This window comes from Bartonella sp. PS7NMGDW, assembly GCF_042193585.1.
Taxonomy (GTDB): domain Bacteria; phylum Pseudomonadota; class Alphaproteobacteria; order Rhizobiales; family Rhizobiaceae; genus Bartonella; species Bartonella grahamii.
This window is the reverse complement of sequence record NZ_JBHILX010000042.1, coordinates 1-3,545: the sequence shown is the minus strand read 5'-3', so window position 1 is coordinate 3,545 and position 3,545 is coordinate 1. Positions and strand designations below refer to the sequence as shown.

Annotated in this window: 1 protein-coding gene and 1 pseudogene; both read right to left on the bottom strand. The window is 32.4% G+C overall.

Annotated elements, in window-relative coordinates:
• Nucleotides 1-1,687 precede the first annotated feature (1,687 nt).
• A pseudogene (locus ACFIKJ_RS08795) lies at nt 1,688-2,142 on the bottom strand (type ISP restriction/modification enzyme); the annotation flags it as partial.
• Nucleotides 2,143-2,529: 387 nt separating this feature from the next.
• Nucleotides 2,530-3,042 (bottom strand): DUF3987 domain-containing protein, encoded by a 513-nt coding sequence (locus tag ACFIKJ_RS08790; RefSeq protein WP_026500614.1) that lies wholly within the window; start codon nt 3,040-3,042, stop codon nt 2,530-2,532.
• Nucleotides 3,043-3,545: the final 503 nt, after the last annotated feature.

The window sequence follows — 3,545 nt, the reverse complement described above, 5'->3', positions numbered from 1 at the left end:
GGTAAATTCGTATTTTTTTGCAGGCTCTTGTTGATTAACAGGGGCGGTTTCATTTGCAATGGAAGAGATAACGGGGGGGTTAATTTATTAACTATAGCACTCATGCTAAATATCCTATTCGTTCAATTGTTTTGAAATTGACACCCTATAAGGGCGCCGGGCGCTCAAAACACGGCGAATAGTCCGTTGCTACACTTTTCCCTTGAAAGGGTATTGTATGGCATAGCTACACCCGACAAAATTCTCATATGCTAACAAAAGCATAAAAGAAAGTCAGTATTTTAAAAGGCATGGGAGAGGCTGTTTCGTAACCTATCCGCTATTCGAAAGTGTTTTGATCACTTGAGTACTTATATAACAAAATACGTATTTATTGTCAAATAATATTCTATCTTTTTGATATTTTTTCTTATTTTTTAATACGTTGTGTATTGATAATATCTTATGTCTATTAATTGCTTCTTTTATATTCATGTGCTTTTAAAGCTATATTATAGGTTTTATGAAACGATTGCGTTATTTTCTGAATCTATACATTTATAATATTTAGAAAAGCTCTCATTATGCGTATTTTTAGCTTTATAACCTATCAATTTTGTCACTAAATGGCTTTTAAGATTTCTGTTAATTTCTTTTAATAACACATTTTAGACTTAACAGCCTTATAGGGACTGTCTTTATAACAAATGCTTTCATTTGCATTTTTGCTTTTTCTATAGTTGTTATGTTCTTTATAGCCATGGCATCATTTTTCATGTTCATAAGAGAAATGATAAATAGGATAATTGCGATTTATTGTCTGTTATGAAAACACTTATGAAAACATCTCAATAGAAACTGATCATTATAGAGATGAGCAAAATCCTTTTTAATAAACTTTTGTCAGTCTTGTCAGTTCTTTTTAGAACCTATATCATTTTTTTTAAATGAGAGAAAATTAAAATCATTATATTTCAATAAGTTAAGTTTTATGATTTTTTTCAAAATACAACTTATTAAAACAGCCATAACAAATAAATACAACTGTAAATATATATTTGTCAGTTTATGTCAGTACATTGAATCGACAAAAGTGATCATTTAGTGAATGATTAAAACATGTCTTATGAGAGTATGTAATCTTTAAAGCCTTTCAAAAGAAAGGGATTATAATCATAATAAATGCTATCAAGACCATTATGGTTATGAGTTTTGGAGGTGCTTTTTACGCCCCCCTTTACATATTTTTCAATAAAAAATAAAAGTCATTATATTTCAATATGTTATTTTTTATCAATTTTTCAAAAAACAACCTATATCAATAGTACAACCTATAAATTCAACTAATGCTCTATGTTTTGTAAGGTTTTTTGGGGGGGTAGAAACATTCAAAACCTATAAGTAATATAAGAAAATGAATATACATAACCCTCTTTAAATAAAGCTTCTGATAACAATAAAGCTATCATTTTAGATTACGGTTTAATCTTTTAAAGGCAATATAAAAGAAGCGTATTCACTTTAAGATGGGATTTCTTAAAAGTCTTAAAGCAATTCAAAGTAGAGTATTTAAAAGTGTAAGTTTCTTCTTTTTAGAATAATGCATATAAACACTCCTTTTAAAGATTGTATCTAATCAACATAACAAGAGAGGTATAGATTATGGTTATAAGATTCTATACCCCTTTGTGAGTTTAGCAAGCCAAGTCTATTCAGTTTCTCTAATTTCTAATTTTGGTAAGTTCTTAACAATTTTCATTGTCTCTAAACTTACGGTAATAACCCTCTGAAATAACTCTAGAGGGTAGGCAGGGTTGCCAATGGTTTCAACAGCATAACGATTGGCATCATTAACAATGCCACTCTTTTTATCAGTCTTAACACATTGACGCCCCATAACCCATTCAAGAGCGGGTTTACCATTAACGATATACTCACAAGCGTCAAGAGGGATATCTGTTATTGTGATATTGTTATTATAAATAACAGTGGTTTTATCTTTCTCTTTACCTGCTTTTGCGAATTTCATTTCAGTCACGTAATAGAATTTTTCTGGATTAGAGATCTCTGTAACTTTTGGATTACCTTTTTAAAGGTTACGGGATAAGGTTTTACAGTTTCATAATTCACGTGCAAATGATCCAGTTCACGCCCTGTTACAACAGAGTTCCGTTTTCGTATAAGGGGTTTAATTCTCTTCAAAAGAATCAAAAAGAAGCTTATTAAATCCATTTTGAATGAATTGAGAAAAAATGCAGAAAAATGCTAAAAAAGCGGATAAATTTTTTCAAAAAGTTTTTTAAACGCTGTTTATCCACAGCCCATGAGAGAGATCAGATCAGCAAAATAGTGAAATTTGCTGTTTATTTTATGGAAAAAGACAAATGAAGCATGTGCTTTTAAAATATCATAATGATTATTTTGATAGATTTTATGAGGCATTTTATAGAGAGGTTTTGTAGGTTCCTAAAACCCCCAAAACTAATGATGGGGAGTGCTTTGAAGGTTCACTGTTATATTGTTTAATGTTTATAAGATTTCTAGATTGTCTTAGTGTGGTGTCTTATAACTTTTTGCTAAAGGATGCCATTCATAGCGTATGGTAGGTCGACCACCTTGGGAGCTATTGTCTCTAGAGATTTCACGAATATAATTACAACGACATAAAAGCTCTAAAGCTTGCTTAATGGCTCTATTATCTGTTAAACCGATCCAACTTCTTTGATGAATATCGCGTAAAGTAAAAACATCAGATAAATGATCACAGCGCTCGACAATCAATTTTGCCCCCTCTGTTGCTAAGTTATCCGCCGCCGCATAAAGCCTTTTGACATAACTTAACAAATATTTTTCCCATCGCAAGGCTGTTTGAAGGGCATCTTTGTTGATTTCAAAACGCCCCCCTTCGGTTAATTCAAAAATCAATGCAAGACTTACTATGGTCTTAGGCATTTTCAAAAGATGCGCTTGTAAGCTTTCAGAAAGGTTATTCTCTTTGGCTTCTTTAAAAATCTTTTGCATCCATTCACGAAAGATCTCTTGAGCATCAGCAGAAAAACGCATGACAAGCGGGTGTTCAGGAGAACCAAGGGTTTATATCATAATGAGAACGTATTAAGCTAAGAGGAGATGCCAAATTCTCAAAGGAGAAGTGCAATGCACCTTTACGAGTTTTTTGAACTTCATGATTTTTTGTACAACATTATGCCCCCCAAGATTATGTGCCCTTAAGCAGCTACAGTCGTTGATACAATATCCTCAGCAAGCATTTGTTCATCTTGCACATATATTTTTAGTATTTTTAATAATTTTTTTTGGAAGATTTCTTGGTACGGCACGCGATACATCAGTGCGAACGTTCTCTTAAAAAACACACAGATAATTAATCAGCTTCAAAAAACAACCTTACCAATGAAGTACTCGCTAGAGGGTTGCATGCACAACGCAATAATGGCACACTGATTCCCACAAGTGTGCTTCACATATTGCACGCATAGCCTGTACAGAGTCTACCGCTCCTAAATACTCAAACGTAAAAACGTAATGCTACTGGATCGTATAGTGAC